Here is a 19,400-nt window from a genome sequence, read left to right as displayed (position 1 = left end):
TCAATTACGAAATAGCAGGTGCTTGTGGCGATGATATAGATCAAACAGTTACAGTTTTAACGGCAGCAGATCCGAGCTTCACAATGACAGCGACTTGTGATGGCGGAACAGCAACCATAACAGGTGATGCAGGCGGTACATTTGCCTTTAATCCTGCTCCAGGAGATGGAGCTTCGATAGATCCAACGTCAGGAACAGTAACTGGCGGAACTCCAGGAACAACTTATACGGTTGAATATTCTATAGGTGGAGCATGCCCAGCAAGTGAAACACAACCAGTTACAGTACTGACAGCAGCCGATGCGAGTTTTACAATGACAGCGACTTGTGATGGCGGCACAGCAACCATAACAGGTGATGCAGGTGGAACATTTACTTTTAATCCAGTTCCAACAGATGGTGCTTCGATAAATCCAACATCTGGAACAGTAACAGGCGGAACTCCAGGAACAACTTACACGATTCAGTATGAAATAAGCGGTACCTGTGGTGATTTAACTACACAACCAGTAACGGTATTACCAGAGGATGATGCGAGTTTTACGATGACAGCGACTTGTGATGGCGGTACAGCAACCATAACAGGTGATGCAGGCGGAACATTTACTTTTAACCCAGTTCCAACAGATGGTGCCTCGATAGATCCAACGACTGGAACTATAACAGGTGGAACAGCAGGAGCAACCTATACGGTACAATATGATACAGCAGGTACATGTCCAGATTCAAGTACACAACCAGTAACGGTATTACCCGAAGACGATGCGAGTTTTACGATGACAGCGACTTGTGATGGAGGTACTGCGACTATAACAGGTGATGCAGGCGGAACATTTACTTTTAACCCAGTTCCAACAGATGGTGCTTCCATAGATCCAACAACTGGAACTATAACAGGTGGAACAACAGGAGCAACCTATACGGTACAATATGATACAGCAGGTACATGTCCAGATTCAAGTACACAACCAGTTACAGTCCTGACAGCAGCCGATGCGAGTTTTACGATGACAGCGACTTGTGATGGAGGTACTGCGACTATAACAGGTGATGCAGGCGGAACATTTACTTTTAATCCAGTTCCAACAGATAGTGCCTCGATAGATCCAACATCTGGAACAGTAATAGGTGGTACTCAAGGAACAACTTACACGATTCAATATGAAATAAGCGGTACCTGTGGTGATTTAACTACACAACCAGTAACGGTATTACCAGAGGATGATGCGAGTTTTACGATGACAGCGACTTGTGATGGCGGTACAGCAACCATAACAGGTGATGCAGGCGGAACATTTACTTTTAATCCAGTTCCAGGAGATGGAGCTTCCATAGATCCAACATCAGGAACTATAACAGGTGGAACAGCAGGAGCAACCTATACGGTACAATATGATACAGCAGGCACATGTCCAGATTCAAGCACGCAACCAGTAACGGTATTACCAGAGGATGATGCGAGTTTTATGATGACAGCTACTTGTGATGGAGGTACTGCGACTATAACAGGTGATGCAGGTGGAACATTTACTTTTAATCCCGTTCCAACAGATAGTGCCTCGATAGATTCAACATCTGGAACAGTAACAGGCGGAACTCCAGGGGCAACATATACAATAGAGTATACAACTAATGGAACTTGTTCAAATTCAAGTACTCAATCAATTACCGTACTCACAACGGCTGATGCGAGTTTTACGATGACAGCGACTTGTGATGGAGGTACTGCGACTATAACAGGTGATGCAGGTGGAACATTTACTTTTAACCCAGTTCCAACAGATGGAGCTTCCATAGACCCAACATCTGGAACAGTAACAGGTGGTGTAGCAGGAACAACTTACACTGTAGAGTATGCAATCACTGGAACATGTAGTGGCAGTTCTACACAAGATGTAACCGTTTTACCAACGCCTTCAATTGTTGATCCTTCGCCATTAGTAGTTTGCGATGATGATGTATCAGATGGCATGACAGAAATGGATTTAACTGTTAAAAATGATGAAATAACGTCAAGTAATTCAGATTATGTAGTTACTTACCACAATAACTTGATTGATGCTCAAAATGGATCTCCTGAAGTATCACCTTCAGATACGGCTTACATAGGAACAGATGGTGAAACTTTAGTTGTTAGAGTTGAAGATGTTAATACAGGTTGCTATGGTACTACCACATTAGTCCTAAACGTAACCAATGGACCAACGGTGAATCCATTAACACCACTTACGTATTGCGACCCTGATAATGATAATTTGGGTGATTTTGATTTATCCACCACTAGAGATGAAATTCTAGCAAGTGATGCGACGTTAGATGTGTCGTTCCATCTAACACTTCAGAATGCTCAAGATGATGTTAATCCACAAGGAGACAACTTGTCGAATGTCGCTGGTCAAATAATTTATGTTCGTGTTGATTATGGTACGAATGATGACTGTCCTACAATTGTAGAATTACAGCTCATAGTTGAGCCGACGCCTGAAATGCCAACGTCAATTGATCCTTATGTTATTTGCGATGATGATTTTGATGGTATGGCTTCTTTTAATTTAAATACCATGGATGCTGAAATTTATGGAACACAGAATCCATCAGATTTTATATTGACTTACCATGAAACGCAAGCTGATGCAGAAGCTACTCCAGGTGTGAACCCTATAATTGAACCACAATTATCAAATTATATTTCTGGCGATACCACTATTTTTGTGAGGTTAGAGGGACTTAATGGCTGTATTAAAGTTGGTCAATTTGATTTGATTGTAAATCCTTTGCCGGTTATTCCATCTGAGGCTCAAGATAGTATCTATGAGATTTGTGATGATTCAAATAATAATGATGGATTTGCTATTTTTGATTTAACAGTTCAAAATGATAATTACACTGGAGGCGATGTAACTTTAAATGTTGATTATTTCGAAACCATGGCAGATATTCCAAATAACCCAATTTCAAATTATACGTCTTATCAAAATACATCAATAGGAGGATTACCACATAATCCGCAAACAATTTTTGTTACTCTTACCGAAACTACCAGTGGAGGTAATTGTTCTTCGATGACCACTTTGACATTAGTAGTTAATACACTGCCAACACCTAATGATGTTTTACCAAATATGATTACTTGTGATGATAATAATCCAGGTGATTTGCAAGAAGAATTTGATTTAACTCAAAATGAAGGGTTGATGCTGAATGATTTTGATGAAACTGTTACTTACCATGAATCTATGGCCGATGCAGAGTCTGGTGAAAACGCGATTTCAAATACAACAGCCTATACCAATTCAACAACGCCTCAAACAATTTATGTTCGTGTAACTAATACAGGTGATCCTTCAGACCCTAATGATGATGGTACAGGTTGTTATACTATTGTAACTTTTGATTTAATTGTTAATCCTGTTCCAATGTTTACGCCAGATGAGCTTTATACAATATGTGTAAATACTAATGGCACTGAGGTTGTTGGCTCACCAACCATTGATACTGGTTTGAGCACTAGTGATTATACTTTTGAATGGCAAGACCCAAATGGTACAGTGGTTAGTATTGACTCTAGTTACACGGCTACTCAAGCAGGAATCCATACGGTGACTATTACGGATATTGATACCATGTGTTTTAATGTAATTCCTGTTACTGTAGAGGAAAGTTCTCCTCCAATTGTTGATGCAGTTGTGACTACGGAAGCATTTGCTGACAATAATGTCATTCAGGTAACCGCTACTGGAAATGGTGCTGCTCAATACGAATTTAGTATTGATAATGGTCCATGGGTAAGCAATGATCCTAATACGAATACTTATACCTTTACAAATGTTACTCCTGGTGAACATTTTATACAAGTAAGAGATATTTATGGTTGCGGTATTGCTAGTGATATTGTCCTAGTAATGGATTATCCACTATTTTTTACACCTAATAACGATGGTGACAATGATACATGGCAAATTTCAGGTATTAGTGGACAAATGGATGCTAAAATTTACATCTTTGACAGATATGGTAAGTTGTTAAAGCAATTGAGTCCATCAAGTCCGGGTTGGGATGGAACCCTTAATGGATACCCTTTACCATCAAGTGATTATTGGTTTACGGTTGATTATAGAGAGCCGTCAGATGACGCTATGAAACAATTTCAAGCACATTTCACATTAAAAAGATAACTTTTAGAGCATTCAGTTTATAAATGAAACCAAAAAAACCAGAACATGATTGTTCTGGTTTTTTTCTTAAAATATCTTTTAATACAATTTACATATTAAAGCTTAATGTAAAAGTTAAATTTGAATTTCTAGCATCAATATTAGCGGCATCAGTTAAACCAACATTGTATAGCTGGGTGTTATTTGATTGATTGGCTTGGTCAAAAGTAACGTCTAGTTTTATTACATTACCAAAATTATATCCAAGACCAATTGAGTAACCTGTTAAATCGCCTACTGTAGTTCCATCCTTATAAGGGCTTTCTTCAAAACGATAGCCACCTCTTATACTAAACTGATTTATTTTTGCTTCACCACCTATTCTAAATGTAGAAGCACTTGTTAGGTTGTTATTTATAATATCATTCTGTTCTCTGAAATATAAGTCAGAAGTTGGTTTGAATTTTGTGTTGCTATAATCTTTCAACGAATAGTCAAAACTGATAAGACCGTATTTTCCAATAACATAAGCCAGACTACCAGATATTCTTCCAGGAGTTTGTAATCTATAAGTTGGATAGATGTTTATCACTCTCGGGTTAATAGTTATTGAAGCGTTATCGCCATTATCATCAACAATGGTTCTTAAATATTGAGAGGTCTCTTCATTGATATTAAACCAAGTTGGTGAATTGAAAGCAAATCCTGCTCGCAATTGCTCGGTTATTTTTACAATAGTCCCGAGTTGAAAGGAAAAACCTGAACCAGTTGTAAATAAATTGTTTTCAAATTGAACTTGACTTACTGTTGATCCTTGATTGTTATTTCTTTCAAAAAGAAAAGTGGATTTTTCAAAGTTGATAAAATGAGAATTTAAATTTAGCCCCATATACACATGGTCTCCAAATTGTGTTGCAGCGTTTACAGTGAACTTGCCATTGTAACCCGTTGATGCATAACTATATTCTTGGTAATAATCACCACTACCAATGTTTGATGTATATTGTGTGTTGTCATCAGTATTATCTACGGGTTCTAAAATAAAAGATTCATATCCTAAAAAACCTTGTTGATTTCCATAACCATATAAGCTACCTATTTCTGAATAAGCTTCCGAATAAGTTTCGCCAGGTAAAGCTGAAATTTCATCTAGTCTCAAACCGTTAGCATAACGCAAAAAATATTGATCAATTGAATTATTTGGGTTGGTGCCAATAGCATACCAATTATTGTCATAATCTTGGATTTTGTCATAGGCGACACTAATTGCAAATTTTTTCCAAGAGGAATTAGTGTTTCGATTGTTGAAAATAAAAGCAGCTCCAGTTTGATTTAAGTCAATGTTTGAGTTTTTTGAACTGTTTAGACCGTTATAGAATTGTGTTTCATTCTTGGTTTGCATGTTTGAAAGTGACAAGGAAATATGACTGGTGTTAAAAACTGCTGACCCTGCAGGATTAATATTAACGGCACTCATATCACCTCCTAAAGCTCCAAAGGCACCACTTAAGCCTCTAAATCTTGCTGTACCTTGAATCTCGTCACTTGAATACCTTAAGGCATCAGTAATGTCTTGAGCATTAGCTACAGCCATAGATAACAAGCATATAGCTAGCAAATATTCTTTTTTCATAAACATTTTTTTTAATTAAAAACCTCCTCTTCCGCCTCGGCCACCAGAGCTTCTGCCTCCTCCGCCTGAACTTCCTCTAGAAGGGGAAGAATAGCTTCTTGAAGGTGAGGAATAACTTCTAGATGGAGAGGAATTATTATTTCTTGTTGTTGGTCTTGTAGTTCTTACCCTTGGTGTACTGTTGTTAGAACGTGTTCTTGTTCTAGTCGATTTTGTTGTGGTTCGAGTTCTTGGTTTACCTACTGAATTGCCTGTAGCATCTGCATTAGGTCTTGTAGTGGAACGAACCCTTGGTTTACCAGTTGAATTGTAATCACCTCGTGGTCTTCCAGAGTTATAGCTAGTTGTATTACTGCGTCTTCCCACATTATATCGTCCATAATAAGAGTTGTTATTATTTGCATATCTACCAGCTCTTCCTAAATAAGCACTTCCGCGTCTGCCATTGGTATATGATATGTTATTTCTATAGTAAGGATTGTAGTAACCACCACCATAATAGGGTGGGCAATAGGCCCAACCGTATCCAGGGTATCCCCAACCCCAACCAGCATTCCAGCCCCAGCCATAGCCAGGATATCCCCAGCCCCAGCCAATACTCCAACCCCAACCAGCATTCCAGCCCCAGCCATAGCCAGGATATCCCCAGCCCCAACCAGCGTTCCAACCCCAGCCAGTATCGTAGACATTAACCGTTACATTGCTATTTTCTTGACCCCAACCAGCATATTGATTATAATCCACTTGAGTTGAGTCGTTTTCTGTAACGTATTCGTTTCCATATTCATCAACATCAGTAAAAACCTCCTCTTCAGTTATGTAATCATAATCATCAGATTTTTCACTAAAATAATTTTTATAGTATGAGCTACTTGAATTTGAATTGGATGCAACTGCATAATCTTGAGTTTGTTCAACAGAGGTGTCAGTAGTTCCGTAGATGCCGTCATTATCGGGAACGTTTTGATAGGTACCACAAGATGTCAATATAAGGAGAATCCCTAATAACATTAATGGCATTTTTTGAGAAAAGTAGTTTTTATAATACATAACCAGCGAATTTTATTGTTGAACATACCAAAAATAGTTAGTTTTGCTGAACTATTTTTATATTTAACATAGTCACAATATTTATGCCAAAACCCTGTATATGAGCAAAAAACTTACAAGTAGAGCGGATGATTACTCAAAATGGTACAACGAATTGGTCGTTAAAGCTGATTTAGCGGAAAATTCTGCAGTTAGAGGATGTATGGTTATCAAGCCATACGGCTTTGCAATTTGGGAAAAGATTCAAGCCGAATTAGATAGAATGTTTAAGGAAACTGGTCATCAAAATGCCTATTTCCCACTTTTTGTTCCTAAAAGTTTATTTGAAGCAGAAGAAAAGAATGCTGAAGGTTTTGCGAAAGAATGTGCTATTGTTACGCATTATAGACTCCAAAATGATCCAGATAGAGCAGGTAAATTGAGGGTTGATCCAGAAGCTAAACTAGAAGAGGAGTTAATTGTTAGACCTACTAGTGAAGCTATTATATGGAACACTTACAAGGGGTGGATTCAATCTTATAGAGATTTGCCAATATTGGTAAATCAATGGGCAAATGTAGTTAGATGGGAAATGCGTACGAGATTGTTTTTGAGAACAGCCGAATTTTTATGGCAAGAAGGACATACAGCACATGAAACTAAATCTGAAGCTATTAAAGAAGCTGAACTTATGAATAATGTTTATGCTACTTTTGTTGAGAATTTTATGGCTATTCCAGTTATAAAGGGTTTGAAAACAGAAAGTGAACGATTTGCCGGAGCGGTTGAAACTTATTGTATTGAAGCTTTAATGCAGGATGGTAAAGCACTTCAGGCTGGTACATCACATTTTTTAGGTCAGAATTTTGCTAAAGCTTTTGATGTTAAATTTGCTAATAAGGAAGGTACGCAAGAATACGTTTGGGCAACATCATGGGGTGTTTCAACCAGATTAATGGGAGCACTAATAATGACTCATAGTGACGACCACGGTTTAGTGCTTCCTCCAAATTTAGCTCCAAACCAAGTTGTTATTGTACCTATTTATAAGTCCGAAGAGCAACTTGAGGCCATTACAAGTTTGGTAAACGTAATAGTTGAAGAATTACGATCAAAGGGTATAAGCGTTAAATATGATGATAGAGACACGTTGCGTCCTGGTGCTAAATTTGCTCAACATGAATTACAAGGTGTACCATTGAGAATAGCAATAGGCCCAAAAGACCTTGAAAATGGTACTGTAGAACTGGCAAGGAGAGATACTTTAACTAAAGAAGTCATAGCAATTGATGGGTTGACTTCTAAAGTAATAGGCTTAATGAGTGAAATTCAAAATACGCTTTATAAAAAAGCACTTAATTTTAGAGATGAGCACATAACTGAAGTTGATGATTTTGATACTTTTAAAGAAGTTTTGGGAACTAAAGGTGGTTTTATTTCAGCGCATTGGGATGGTACTGAAGCTACGGAAACTAAAATAAAAGAATTGACTAAAGCTACAATTCGTTGTATTCCAATGGATAATAAGCTAGAATCTGGAACCTGTGTTTATTCAGGAAATCCTTCAAAACAGCGAGTTTTGTTTGCAAAAGCGTATTAATTTAAATTTTTTTAAAAAAAGATTATATAGTTATTGCAACATTTAAAAATAGTTGTATTTTTGCATCCGCAATGGAAACATTGAGAGTTATTTGAAAAGTATTGCAAGTTTAGATTTTTAAATTTATATTTGCGCACTCAAAACCAAATGGCCCGTTCGTCTATCGGCTAGGACGCCAGGTTTTCATCCTGGTAAGAGGGGTTCGATTCCCCTACGGGCTACAATTTTTAATAAGAAAAGAAACAAATGGCAAATCATAAGTCAGCTTTAAAGAGAATTAGAAGTAACGAAGCAAAGCGCTTAAGAAACAGATATAAGCACAAAACTACTCGTAATGCAATTAAAAAATTGCGTGAAACTACGAATAAGAAAGAAGCTGAAGAATTATTAGTTTCTGTATCTTCTATGATTGATAAATTAGCGAAGAAAAATATCATTCATGATAATAAAGCTGCTAACCTTAAATCTGGTTTAGCAAAGCATGTAGCTGCACTTTAATAAGTAAAGCCAATAACATTATATAATTAAGCTTCTCAATTGAGAGGCTTTTTTGTTTATAATGTTGTTACTATTTTTTAGTCATAAAAAAAGCCTTGACATTTGTCAAGGCTCTTAATTTTTATAATAATATGATTGGATTTTTTACCCATTCATAGAAATTAAAAACTCTTCATTATTTCTAGTTTGTTTGAAGCGATCATTTATAAATTCCATGGCTTCAACAGGATTCATATCTGCTAAATATTTACGCATAACCCACATACGTTGAATCGTGTTTTCATCTAATAATAGATCATCACGACGTGTACTTGAGGATGTTAAATCAATAGCTGGGAATATTCTACGATTAGAAATCTTACGATCCAATTGTAATTCCATATTACCAGTTCCTTTAAATTCCTCGAAAATCACTTCATCCATTTTAGAGCCTGTTTCTGTTAAAGCAGTAGCAATAATGGTTAACGAACCTCCATTTTCAATGTTACGAGCTGCTCCAAAGAATCGTTTAGGTTTGTGTAAAGCATTAGCATCAACACCACCAGATAATATTTTTCCTGAAGCTGGTTGAACTGTATTATAAGCTCTCGCTAAACGGGTTATAGAATCTAGTAGAATAACGACATCGTGGCCACATTCAACAAGTCGTTTTGCTTTTTCTAAAACAATATTAGCAATTTTAACGTGCTCATGTGCCTCCTTATCAAAAGTTGAAGCAATAACTTCACCACGAACATTTCGCTGCATATCGGTTACTTCTTCAGGACGTTCATCAATTAATAGAATCATTTGATAAACTTCTGGATGATTTGCGGCAATAGCATTTGCTACATCTTTTAGTAGCATAGTTTTACCAGTTTTAGGTTGTGAAACAATCATACCACGTTGTCCTTTTCCTATAGGTGAGAACAAATCCATGATTCTAGTTGAAATAGTACTTTGTCTTTCGGCAAGGTTAAACTTTTCTTTTGGGAATAATGGAGTTAAGTGTTCAAATGAAACACGGTCTCTAACAACTTCTGGTTTTTGACCATTTATTTTACTCACTTTAATTAAAGGGAAATATTTCTCGCCTTCTTTAGGAGGTCTTACTTGTCCTAATACAGTATCACCTGTTTTTAATCCAAACAAACGGATTTGTGATTGCGATACATAAATATCATCAGGAGACGATAAGTAATTGTAGTCTGAAGATCTTAAAAATCCATAGCCATCTTGCATGATGTCTAATACACCTTCACTTTGAATAATAGCATCAAACTCAAAATCAGGTTCACGATAGCGATTTCGAGTGTCCTTATTTCCGTTGTTGCCTTGTGAATTATTCTTGTTTTTATTATTATCTCTTTTGGAGCGTGTTTGGTTATTATCTTTCTTTCTATCGTCTTTTCTGTCGTCTTTAGGATTGTTTTTTACAGATTCTTTTTTTGGAGCCACATGTTGTTTTGAATGTGGTTTATTTGAATCTTGATTTGATTTTTCCTTTGCTTCAGGATTATTTTCAGGTTTTGAATTAGTATCCTGATTTTCCTTTTGAACACGTTGTCTAGGACGTTTTTGAACAGGCTTTTTATTCGAATTGTCACTTGAATTATCAGAAGATTTTTCGGAAGCTACAACCTCTTTTACAGCTTTAGGATTAGCTGCTTGATGATCTAGAATTTGATATACTAAATCTAATTTTTTTAAAGAACGGTATTTTGAAACGTTCAGTTTTTTAGCAATTTCCTGTAATTCAGGAAGCTTCATGTCTTTTAATTGTGCTATTTCAAACATTGATGTTTAATTGAATGTTTTGATTAATTATTTTAAGTTGAATTATTCCGAAGAAAAATTGATCTTATTTTGAAGAATTAACAACTTGCAACTGTGAACTTTGCAAATCATTACTGCAATTATACAACTTTATTTTTATTTTTTTCGGCTTATTTTAAAAAAGAAACTATTATTTTTGTGCTCGATAAATCAAAAAATTAATGCTTCAAAGGATTCAAACACTATATTTATTAATGGCTGCTGCAGTTTCAGCAGGATTAATTTATGTGTTTGAATTATGGACCAACCCAGAAGGTGAAAAAGTGTTTGCTGATGATATTAATTATGTATTTGCCTTATTTTTGGTTTCAGCATTTTTTTCGATTTTGTCAATATCAAGATTTAAAAATAGGAAGTCGCAGTTTATGTTGGGACGACTTAACATCATATTAAACTTTATTTTACTAGGATTATTTGTGTATCAATCTCTAAATTTATCTGGAGAAACAGTAGTTTCTGAGAAAGGTATTGGGATTTTTCTTCCTATCGTTTCTATCGTGTTTTTGGCATTAGCCAATAAAGCCATTAAGAAGGATGAAGATCTCGTAAAATCTGTAGATCGATTACGGTAAACCTATCATCTTAGTATATTAGTGCGTAAGCCCAAGGTGAAGATCTTGGGCTTTTTTATTTTTTAAACTCAATAACCTCTAAATTTTCAATTTTTCCATTTTCAAGGGTGAAACGCAGCATGGTTCGTGCCTTATGAAAGCCATGTTTGCCAATAGCTCCCGGATTCATATGCAGTAGGTTTAGTTTTTTGTCAGGCATGACTTTTAAAATATGGGAGTGACCTGAAATAAATAATTGCGGTGGATTTTCTTTAATACTTTCACGAATGCGTACATTGTATCTATTTGGATATCCACCAATATGGGTTATCCAGACATCAACGCCTTCACAAACAAAGCGGTTGTCTAAAGGAAACTCCAATCGTACCTTTTCATCATCAATATTTCCATAAACAGCTCTTAAAGGTTTTAATGACTTAATACTATCGGTTACTTTTAAATCACCTATATCACCTGCATGCCAGACTTCATCAGCTTGTTTTACATGTTTTAGAATGGTGTCATCCATGTAGCTATGTGTGTCAGACATTAAAAGGATTTTTTTCATAGTTATTTTCAATGAATTTGGAAACCTAATTTTTATTAACGTTTTATTGAAATTTAAAGTAGGATAAAGTTTTATCTTTGTCGTTTACAAAAATAGACTTTCTTGCGGTATTTTTTAGAACTTTCATATAACGGTAAAGCTTATCATGGTTGGCAAAACCAGCCTAACGCAATTTCAGTGCAGGAAGTTATTGAAAACATTATTAGTAAATTGCTTAATACAGAAATAAAGATTGTTGGAGCAGGTAGAACCGATGCTGGTGTTCATGCTAAACAAATGTTTGCGCATTTTGATTTAGATGAAAAAATAGAAAGAGAAGATTTAAAGTATAAGCTGAATGCGTTTTTGCCAAAGGATATTGCTGTTCATGCTATTTTTGAAGTAAAGCCTGACGCTCATGCACGATTTAATGCTACAAGCCGATCATATTTATATCGTTTATCGCTGGAGAAAGATGCTTTTAACTTTGATTCAGCTTATTATTTGAAAAAGCATTTAAATATTAATCTAATGAATCAAGCGGCAAAAGAGCTATTGGGTCATAAAGATTTTCAATGCTTTTCAAAAACCCATACTGATGTAAAAACGTATTATTGCGATATTCAAAATGCAAATTGGCAACAAATTGGTAATGAGTTACATTTTACTATTACAGCCGATCGGTTTTTACGAAATATGGTTCGTGCTATAGTTGGCACATTGATTAACGTAGGTTTAGAAAAAATAACTGTTGAAGATTTACAAGCTATAATAGCCTCAAAAAATAGAAGTGAAGCAGGTTATTCTGTGCCTGCGCATGGTTTGTATCTTACTAAAATTGAATATCCAGAAGCGATAACTAATGACAGATAAACAACAAAATAAAATTCTTGATACCAAACTGTTTAATAAGTTATTACAGTTCATAAAGCCATACAAATTAGTATTTGTGGCTGTATTATTCGCTGTAATTTTATTGGCAATTTTGAGTGCAGCAAGACCTTATATTCTTCAACTGGCTATTGACAATAACATAGCCACCAAAACTTTTGAAGGGTTTTTGACATATATAATGTTAATGGGTGGTATGCTTTTGGCTGAAGTCATCTGTCAACTACTATTTATTTATTATGCTGGATGGTTGGGGCAAACTGTAGTTAAGGATATACGTATTAAGCTATTCAATCACATGTTAGGCTTTAAAATGAAATATTATAACAACTCATCCGTTGGAGTCTTAATTACTCGAGCTGTGACCGATATGGAACGTATAGCTGATATCTTTGGCCAAGGCTTGTTTATGATATTTCGTGATTTGCTTACCATGTTGGTGGTTTCTGGCGTTATGATTTATATGAATTGGGAGTTGAGTATTATTGTATTTCTTATGCTGCCTTTGGTTCTATATGCAACGAGATTATTTCAAAAGTATATGAAGAAAGCTTTTGAAGAAGTTAGGACTGAAGTATCTAATCTTAATTCTTTTGTTCAAGAGCGCGTAACTGGCATGAAGATTTTACAATTGTTTACAAGAGAACAAACTGAATACAAAAAGTTTAAAGAAATAAATGAAAGACATAAACAAGGTTGGTTAAAAACGGTTTGGTATAACTCCATATTTTTTCCAATTGCTGAATTATCATCTTCAATAACAATTGGTCTTATTGCGTGGTATGGAGGACTTAATACGGTTATAGGTCAAACAGCATCATTAGGAGATTTAACGGCTTTCATCATGATGATTCCAATGTTGTTCAGACCATTACGCCAAATTGCCGATAAATTTAACACGTTACAAATGGGTATGGTTGCTGCCACTAGAGTATTTAAAGTACTTGAAACTACATCACAAATTGATGATACTGGAAAAAAGGTTGCAACAAATTTTAAAGGGAATATTATATTTAATAATGTACATTTTAGTTATGTTTTAGATGAAGAAGTTCTTAAAGGGGTTTCTTTACAGGTTAAAGCTGGAGAAACTATAGCCATAGTAGGTGCAACAGGTGCTGGAAAATCTACGATAATTAATTTGTTGAACCGTTTTTATGATATCAATGAAGGGGCTATTTTAATTGATAATACTAATATAAAAGACATGACTTTGGCTTCCCTTCGAAGTCAAATTGCTGTAGTTCTTCAAGATGTCTTTTTATTTGCAGATACTATTTTAAATAATATTACTCTTAATGATTCTAGCATAACAGAAAAAGAAGTTATTCAAGCAGCTAAAGATATTGGAATACATAATTTTATTATGAGTTTACCTAATGGGTATCACTACAATGTAAAAGAACGTGGTGTTATGCTTTCTTCAGGTCAACGTCAATTAATATCATTTTTGAGAGCTTATGTGACCAACCCAAGTATATTGGTATTAGATGAAGCCACATCTTCTGTTGATTCTTATTCAGAACAGCTTATTCAAAATGCTACAGATAAGATTACAAAAGGAAGAACGTCAATCATTATTGCACATAGATTAGCAACCGTAAAAAAAGCCGACAAGATTGTGGTTATGGATGCTGGAATGATTGTAGAAGAAGGTACACATGAAGAATTACTTCAAAAACAAAACGGGTACTATAAGAATTTATACGAAGTACAGTTTGTTAAAGAAGAAGTTGCTTAATTTTTAACTTCTTGACCTGCTTTTTGTGCTTCAATAATGGATTGCATGAAGTCTGAATCTTTAAACATAATTGCTAATACGGCAACTGTAACCATTATTAATATAAAGCCCACTACAATAATACCGAAAAACAATAGAGTTCTTAAGATTAGGCCTTTTATACTCAGCTTATAAAGTCTTTTTAAACAGTACATTGAATATAAAACTTGTATTGGACTTAAAATCATAGATGAGTGTGCTAGTGATAGTCCAAAAAATGCTGATGTAATTGAAATAAATGTACCAACAAATGTGAGTTGGGATAGTACATACATAAAAATAACCAAATGCTCTGTATAGTTGTATTTCTTTAAAGTATAAAAAACAAAATAAGAAACCAGAGCATACATAGGTACATTCACCATCATAAGTAGTGATTGATACTCCCGAATAAAACTCATCATTTCATTGCTATCTGGACCTGCATTACTTGTAGCCATTGCTGAAAGATCCATAGTTTCGGGAAAAAACTTATCAAGTATCAATAATTGTAAACCAGAAACGGTTAGTGCTATTGCGAAATAACTAATAACATTTACATACTTCTTTCTAACACCATTGATATAGCCGTCAATGACATCATCAGGTTTTGTGAATAGGCTGACGAATGTTTGTAAAAATCTATTGTCATAATTTAAAAACTGTTCACTAAAATGCTGAAACAAGTTCTTTAATGTCAATCGGTTTCGTATAATTTTACCACCACATGATTTGCAGAAATCATCGGTTGGCTCCAATTTGGTTTGGCAATTTTTACATAGCATTTAAGCTAAATCTTTTTTAATGATGTTAATCAAATCTTCAGTGTCCTTAAACATAATAAACTCGCCATCTTTAAAGTAAGATATCTGTCCAGTTTCTTCGCTAACTACTAAAGCCAATGCATCGGTTTTTTCAGTTATTCCAACCGCTGCTCGGTGTCTTAACCCAAAACGTTGAGGCAGTGTTTTTTCGTTATTTACTGGTAGTATGACGCGTGTGGCTTTTACAATATTATTTTCAATAATTATGGCGCCATCATGCAATGGGCTATTCTTAAAAAAGATACTTTCAATTATGGGTTGAGTTACCTTTATATTCATTTCATCACCAGTGGTGGTTAAAAAATCAAGGTTGTTATTGTGTTCAAATACAATGAGTGCGCCAGTTCTAGAAGAACCCATTTTATTGCAGGCATTTACAATGGCGGTAATATCAGTTTCAGTCTCAACTTCAGTTTTAAGAAATTTTAGCTGTTTGAAGAATTTTCCACGCTTACTAAAATTTGTAGAACCTACCATCAATAAAAATTTTCGAATTTCTTGCTGGAAAACAACAATCAGAGCAATTAATCCCACGCTCATAAAACCTCCTAGGATTTTGCTTAACATTTTCATTTGAAGCGTTTCAGTAATGAGGTAAATGAAATAGATTATAACAATACCAATAAAAATATTTATAGCTACAGTACCTTTAACAAGTTTGTAAACATAATATAATAGGAGAGCCACTAAAATGACATCAATAACGTCTACAACGGTGAATTTTAATAGGTCATCAAAAATTTCCAAAGGCTAGGTGTTTTGGTAAATTTAACAAAATAAGCTTAATAAATAAATTCGTTAGTGTCAACAAGAATTTTGGAGTTATCCAATTCTTCTAATTTAGATTTTATTGTAATATACTGCTGGAACGTCATTGACTTTTTAAAGGAAAGTGTAACAGATATAGTTTCATGTGGATAAATTGATGCCAAATCTTTTTCAAGAGTTTTAAAATTAGTCTTAAAAAATATATCAACATCGTTATTTTTTTTAATAGTTATTTTATCTAGGGCTTCAATAATAATTTCTATTTCAGCATTTGGTTTTTCATCCAGATAGTAATGAACATCTGTAAATTCTATAAAACCTAGATTGTTTTGACTTAAGTCGTGGCAAGTGAAATAATTTTTTGCAGCCTCATTTTTATGACTTGAATTACGCTTTTTCTCTTGTATAAATTTGATTTTAGGAACAGCTTGGTTTAAGGTCAAACGTTTGTCCACATTCACTAACCAATTTGTAGTGCTGATTAAGTTTTTACGGTTGAGTTCTATACTGTCAGGCTTGGTTTCATCATAAAACAGATATGCAGCAGATACATCAATGACTTCAGTAATTGTAGCCTGTTTTATTTCTGGTAACTCAATTGTTTTTTCAGAACTACAAGACATGAAAACAACCAAAAGAAAAAAAAGTAAAATTCGCATATTAATTTTGTAAGTGATTTAAAAGTTCAACACATTCTACAGCTTCTTTTACATCATGTACACGTAGAATTTGGGCATTTTTTTGAAGTGCTATGGTGTTTAGAACACTGGTGCCATTGAGAGCTTCGTTGGGTGTTGAGTTCAATGTTTTGTATATCATTGATTTTCGTGATAAACCAACAAGCAAAGGTCTCTCTAGGCTATAAAATAATTCCAAATGATTTAGTAGGTTGAAATTTTGCTCTCTGGTTTTTGCAAATCCAAACCCTGGATCAATAATTATATCAATTATACCATGTTTTCTGGCTTCGGCTAAACGTTCTGAAAAGTAAAATAAAATATCTTCAATGAGATTATCATATTGTGTTTCTGATGTCATAGTTTGTGGTGTTCCTTTCATGTGCATCATGATGTAAGGAACGTGAAGTTTGGCAATTAAGGACATCATCTTACCATCTAATTTACCAGCACTTATATCGTTTATTATTGCTGCGCCTGCTTCAATACATAACTTAGCTACTTGACTTCTAAAGGTATCAATAGACAGTAAAGCCTCTGGGAATTCCCTAATTATTAATTCAACGATTGGTAAAAGTCGGTTTTGTTCCTCATCAATTGAAATGTCAACAGCACCTGGTCTTGAGCTGTACGCACCAACATCAATGAATGTAGCTCCGTTTTTTAACATCATATAAACTTGAGATAGAATTTCGCTACTGTTTTTGTATTTACCACCGTCATAAAAGGAATCTGGTGTAAGATTTAAAATACCCATAACTTTTGGGATGGATAGGTCAATAAGTTTGCCTTTGCAATTTATGGTCATTGATACCGTATTTGTGGTTGTTGGTTTAACTATTGAAAACTTTAAACCTGAAACTTTGAACTTTAAATTTATTTATGCGAAATTTACGCAAAATTCATATTAATTCATGCAAGATACCTCAAAACAATACGATGCCGTAATTGAAACCTGTAGAAGTTTGTTTATCAAAAAAATGTCGGATTATGGTAGTGCTTGGCGTATTTTACGCTTACCATCACTTACAGATCAAATTTTTATAAAAGCACAACGCATTAGAAGTTTGCAGCAAAACGAGGTTAGAAAAGTTGATGAAGATGAGGTAAGTGAGTTTATTGGTATTATTAATTATTGTATCATGGCACTTATTCAATTAGAAAAAGGTGTTGTTGAACAACCGGACTTATCTACCGATGAAGCCACGCAACTTTATGATGACAAAATTACCCTTACCAAACAGTTGATGTTAGATAAAAATCATGACTATGGCGAAGCATGGCGAGATATGCGTGTTAGTTCTCTAACCGATTTAATTTTACAAAAATTATTACGTGTAAAACAAATCGAGGATAATAAAGGGAAGACATTAGTTAGTGAAGGCATTGATGCTAATTATCAGGATATGATAAATTATGCTGTTTTTGCAATGATTCATCTTAATAATGAATAGATTGAAAAATTAAAAATAAGAGTAGTTATTCCTGCGAAGGTGGGAACCCAAATAAAAAAGTTAATTAAAAATAGATTCCTGCCTTCGCAGGAATGACAGAATATTATGAAATTTATAGTACAAATCTGTAGAATTTTAGTAGGTGTTTTATTTATTATTTCAGGACTTATAAAGCTGAACGATCCTTTAGGGTTTTCATATAAATTGCAAGAGTATTTCAGTGCTGAAGTATTGAATATCCCTTTTTTAGAACCTTATGCACTCATCATATCTGTTTTTGTAGTAGTATTTGAAGTTGTTCTTGGTGTTTTTCTACTTATTGGTTATAAACCTAAATTTACTATTTGGAGTTTACTAGGTATGATAGTCTTTTTTACATTTCTAACGTTTTATTCAGCATATTTTGATAAAGTAAAAGACTGTGGCTGTTTTGGAGATGCACTTAAGCTCACACCTTGGGAGAGCTTTACTAAAGATATTGTTCTGCTCGCACTTATTTTAATAATATTTTTTGGTATAAAATATATTAAGCCAATCTTTAGCTCACTTGGAGCAACAGTTGTTGCGCTTTTGAGTTTTATTGGCAGTTTATGGTTTGGTTATCATGTTTTAATGCATTTACCTGCAAAAGATTTCAGGGCTTATAAGGTTGGTGCTAACATTCAGGAAGGGATGATTATTCCTGAAGATGCACCCAAACCTGTTATTGAATATTATTGGAAGTTTAATGTAGATGGTGAAGAAAAGGTCATAACTACTAATGGTTCATACCCTACAGTTGATGGCGAATACGTTGGTGTTGATACAAAAGTTATTGATGAAGGTTATGATCCACCTGTAAAGGATTTTTCAATAGAAACAGATACTGAAGATTTAACTGATAAGTTTTTAAATGAAGAAAAACTTATTATGATAATTATGTATAATCTAGCAACTGCAGAACCTGATGGTGTTGCTAAATTAAAAACATTTTCAGAAAAGGCTATGAAAGAAGGTTATACCGTAATTGGTTTGACAGCTTCAGGAACTGACGAGAAATTGCAGTTCAAATCTACTTACAATTTGAATTTTGATTTTTACTTATGTGATGAAAAAGCATTAAAAACGGTTGTTAGGGCTAGTCCAGGAATTGTAAAATTACACAAAGGGACAGTCAAGCAAAAAGTACATTGGAATGATATAGATGATATAGAATTATAA

The 19,400-nt window shown here is 34.5% G+C and carries 16 protein-coding genes and 1 tRNA gene; 9 read left to right on the top strand and 8 right to left on the bottom strand.

The genetic code is table 11. The features are described 5' to 3' along the window. Positions 1-4,175 (top strand): T9SS type B sorting domain-containing protein (locus tag HGK31_RS12590; protein ID WP_191860426.1); only part of this gene is annotated, 4,175 nt, incomplete at its 5' end. 88 nt (positions 4,176-4,263) lie between these two features. On the opposite strand, the gene HGK31_RS12585 is transcribed toward HGK31_RS12590, so the two are convergent. Both HGK31_RS12585 and HGK31_RS14735 read right to left on the bottom strand, forming a co-directional pair. After that, on the bottom strand, positions 4,264-5,787 hold the full coding sequence (locus tag HGK31_RS12585) for an OmpP1/FadL family transporter (protein WP_191860424.1): 1,524 nt from the start codon (positions 5,785-5,787) through the stop codon (positions 4,264-4,266). Positions 5,788-5,802: 15 nt separating this feature from the next. Then, on the bottom strand, positions 5,803-6,837 hold the full coding sequence (locus tag HGK31_RS14735) for a hypothetical protein (RefSeq protein ID WP_191860422.1): 1,035 nt from the start codon (positions 6,835-6,837) through the stop codon (positions 5,803-5,805). A 100-nt stretch (positions 6,838-6,937) separates the two neighbouring features. Between HGK31_RS14735 and proS the strand changes: the two genes are divergently transcribed. From proS to rpsT, 3 genes are all read left to right on the top strand, one after another. Further along, positions 6,938-8,416 (top strand): proline--tRNA ligase, encoded by a 1,479-nt coding sequence (gene proS / locus HGK31_RS12575; RefSeq protein ID WP_191860420.1) that lies wholly within the window; start codon positions 6,938-6,940, stop codon positions 8,414-8,416. 149 nt (positions 8,417-8,565) lie between these two features. Next, positions 8,566-8,637 (top strand) — tRNA-Glu (locus HGK31_RS12570). 25 nt (positions 8,638-8,662) lie between these two features. After that, complete coding sequence (gene rpsT / locus HGK31_RS12565) at positions 8,663-8,914, top strand: 30S ribosomal protein S20 (RefSeq protein WP_104736168.1); 252 nt, start codon at positions 8,663-8,665, stop codon at positions 8,912-8,914. Between the two features lie 144 nt (positions 8,915-9,058). On the opposite strand, the gene rho is transcribed toward rpsT, so the two are convergent. Next, positions 9,059-10,690 (bottom strand): transcription termination factor Rho, encoded by a 1,632-nt coding sequence (gene rho / locus HGK31_RS12560; protein ID WP_191860418.1) that lies wholly within the window; start codon positions 10,688-10,690, stop codon positions 9,059-9,061. Positions 10,691-10,890: 200 nt separating this feature from the next. Here rho and HGK31_RS12555 point away from each other — a divergent pair, with 200 nt between their 5' ends. Next, the gene (locus HGK31_RS12555) at positions 10,891-11,301 is read left to right on the top strand and encodes a DUF4293 domain-containing protein (protein ID WP_104736170.1); all 411 of its coding nucleotides are present in this window, start codon (positions 10,891-10,893) and stop codon (positions 11,299-11,301) included. Positions 11,302-11,356: 55 nt separating this feature from the next. Here the strand turns inward: HGK31_RS12555 and HGK31_RS12550 are convergent, their stop codons facing one another. Further along, a complete protein-coding gene (locus HGK31_RS12550) occupies positions 11,357-11,848 on the bottom strand; it encodes a metallophosphoesterase family protein (protein ID WP_191860416.1) in 492 nt (163 codons plus the stop codon). A 102-nt stretch (positions 11,849-11,950) separates the two neighbouring features. On the opposite strand from HGK31_RS12550, the gene truA reads away from it, so the two are divergent. Both truA and HGK31_RS12540 read left to right on the top strand, forming a co-directional pair. Next, complete coding sequence (gene truA / locus HGK31_RS12545; RefSeq protein ID WP_191860413.1) at positions 11,951-12,700, top strand: tRNA pseudouridine(38-40) synthase TruA; 750 nt, start codon at positions 11,951-11,953, stop codon at positions 12,698-12,700. After that, complete coding sequence (locus tag HGK31_RS12540; RefSeq protein WP_191860411.1) at positions 12,690-14,459, top strand: ABC transporter ATP-binding protein; 1,770 nt, start codon at positions 12,690-12,692, stop codon at positions 14,457-14,459. The genes truA and HGK31_RS12540 overlap by 11 nt, the downstream gene beginning before the upstream one ends. Here HGK31_RS12540 and HGK31_RS12535 read toward each other — a convergent pair. From HGK31_RS12535 to folP, 4 genes are read right to left on the bottom strand one after another with little or no spacing between them, the layout of a single operon-like run. Beyond that, positions 14,456-15,262, bottom strand: coding sequence for a DUF3667 domain-containing protein (locus HGK31_RS12535; RefSeq protein WP_104736174.1), 807 nt, complete (start codon positions 15,260-15,262; stop codon positions 14,456-14,458). The genes HGK31_RS12540 and HGK31_RS12535 overlap by 4 nt on opposite strands. After that, complete coding sequence (locus HGK31_RS12530; RefSeq protein WP_104736175.1) at positions 15,263-16,048, bottom strand: diadenylate cyclase; 786 nt, start codon at positions 16,046-16,048, stop codon at positions 15,263-15,265. Between the two features lie 35 nt (positions 16,049-16,083). After that, positions 16,084-16,728 carry a hypothetical protein gene (locus tag HGK31_RS12525; protein WP_191860409.1) on the bottom strand — a complete coding sequence of 215 codons (645 nt, stop codon included), beginning with the start codon at positions 16,726-16,728 and terminating at the stop codon, positions 16,084-16,086. A 1-nt stretch (position 16,729) separates the two neighbouring features. Beyond that, entirely contained in the window at positions 16,730-17,554 is an 825-nt protein-coding gene (gene folP, locus HGK31_RS12520) for a dihydropteroate synthase (RefSeq protein ID WP_191860407.1), read from the bottom strand. Between the two features lie 106 nt (positions 17,555-17,660). Here folP and HGK31_RS12515 point away from each other — a divergent pair, with 106 nt between their 5' ends. Both HGK31_RS12515 and HGK31_RS12510 read left to right on the top strand, forming a co-directional pair. Further along, positions 17,661-18,200 carry a DUF1599 domain-containing protein gene (locus HGK31_RS12515; protein WP_104736178.1) on the top strand — a complete coding sequence of 180 codons (540 nt, stop codon included), beginning with the start codon at positions 17,661-17,663 and terminating at the stop codon, positions 18,198-18,200. A 105-nt stretch (positions 18,201-18,305) separates the two neighbouring features. Continuing rightward, positions 18,306-19,400 carry a BT_3928 family protein gene (locus HGK31_RS12510; RefSeq protein WP_191860405.1) on the top strand — a complete coding sequence of 365 codons (1,095 nt, stop codon included), beginning with the start codon at positions 18,306-18,308 and terminating at the stop codon, positions 19,398-19,400.

The organism is Hanstruepera ponticola, from assembly GCF_012931685.1.
GTDB lineage: Bacteria > Bacteroidota > Bacteroidia > Flavobacteriales > Flavobacteriaceae > Hanstruepera > Hanstruepera ponticola.
Note: the sequence above shows the minus strand (reverse complement) of the source record. Positions and strands in the feature narration are given on the sequence as shown.